We start from the raw sequence: 1,642 nt of genomic DNA on the forward strand, positions 1-1,642 counted from the left end.
GTGAGGAGGAAGGTGTTCGTCTGGGGCCGGTAGACGCCGAAGGTGTCCTTTCCGTCCTTGTTCCAGTCGCCGCTGAGCGGCACGTCACCCTGGGCGCCGAACCCGGCGTGCCCGGCAAGGCCCCCGTTCTTGTCGGACACGTAGAACACCGACTCACCCGGCCGGTACACACCCGCGGTCGCCGGGATGGCCGAGGCACTTCCGAGCTTGACGTCCAGGTAGTCCCGGTCGATGTGGATCTGCTTGCCGCCCCAGGTCTCCGTTACCTCTCCGCTGTACTGGTGGACGCGCTGCTGCTGGGACCACTGCCAGCTCGCCAATACGGGGTCCTCGGTGTTCGCGGTGTCGTTCCACCTGGCAGTGAAGAGGACATCGGGCATGGTGTAGCTGCTGGTGTGATCTGCGAGGTCGGCGATGCCGGAGGACGCGCTGCTGTAGACGGCGGAGTTGTAGCCGCGGGCATGGAGCTGCTCGGTCCATGCGGACAGGAAGGCCAACACGTTGGCGGAATGCTTCCCCCGGTCATAGCCCTCCATGTCGTAGTACAGGAGGGCCCCGGGCCCGAGCCCGAGGGCCGCGGCCTGGTTGACCGCGTCGTCCGCGGCGCTGCGTCCTTCGGAGGCAGGAGAGGTGATCTGACCTGCCTGCACCCCGACGTAGATCGGCATGAAGCGCCAGCCCGCGGCGGCCTGCTGCTGGACCCACGACGCAGTGAGGTTCGGCTGGGCGCATCCCCGGTTCCGGCCGCCGATGTAGATGCCGACGGCCCGGTACGGGGAGTGCGCCATCCATGCGTTCATGGTCGAGGAATCAGGGGCGGCGCAGGCGTCGAACCCCTTGCCGGTGTAGTTCGTCGAGTCCGCCGATACGGTGGCCTGCGCGGTCGACCGCTCAGAAAGCGCGCTCTGCGCCGCAGAGATGCCCGCCTGCTTCTTCGGGGCAGCGACCGGCATTCCGGCAGCGGTGAGTATGGAGTGGATCAGGCCCTGGTCGTCACCGTACGTGGCGGTCACACGAATGCCATCGGCTCCGCTGACGATCTCGTGGTCGAGGTCGCGTACCGCCGCGCCCTGCGCCGCGTTTGCGGCGTCGTCCTTTTCCAGAACCAGCGCCTCGGTCCGACCCACCAATCGGGTGGGGCAGTTCTGCTGCTTCCCGGGGGTACCGAGATAGACGGTGTGGCGGTCGAAGCGGACACATGCACTGGGATCGGCCGACAGGTCGACGACGTCCCAACTGCCGGGAACCTTGAACTGGTGGCCCTGGAAGGTCACGGTCTTGGAGTCGCTACCGGAGCCGGGCGGTGCCGCGTGAGCTGGCCCGACGGCCGGGCCGGCGAAGGCCGCGGCGGCGGCCACTACGGCGAGGCTGCGCCGGAGCGGCGTCAGGGAGGGGCGGGCTTCGGACATGGAGGTCTCCTGTCAGGAGCAGCGGGGAGCTGCGGTCGGGGTGGTGGAGGAAAGGGCGCGGTCCCGCCGTGTACGGCGGGACCGCAGCCCTATGAGCAGCTCGGCTGCTGAACGAACACAGACTGAGGACGGTCCACTGTTACCACTGGCCGGTGATGGGGGTGTCGCCGGGGTTGCCGAAGCGGGTGGTGTAGATGACGGTGGTGGAGTCTTTGGCGGCGCCGTAGAAGTCG

General features: G+C 68.1%; 1 protein-coding gene. It reads right to left on the minus strand.

Annotation, left to right across the window (positions count from 1 at the left end; genetic code table 11):
* Window positions 1-1,409, minus strand: a 1,409-nt coding sequence (locus tag AB0M92_RS39240; RefSeq protein WP_366107187.1) for a glycoside hydrolase domain-containing protein, incomplete at its 3' end; no start/stop codon positions are given.
* Window positions 1,410-1,642 lie beyond the last annotated feature (233 nt).

Origin of the sequence: Streptomyces sp. NPDC051582, from assembly GCF_040681715.1 — a bacterium.
Classification (GTDB): domain Bacteria; phylum Actinomycetota; class Actinomycetes; order Streptomycetales; family Streptomycetaceae; genus Streptomyces.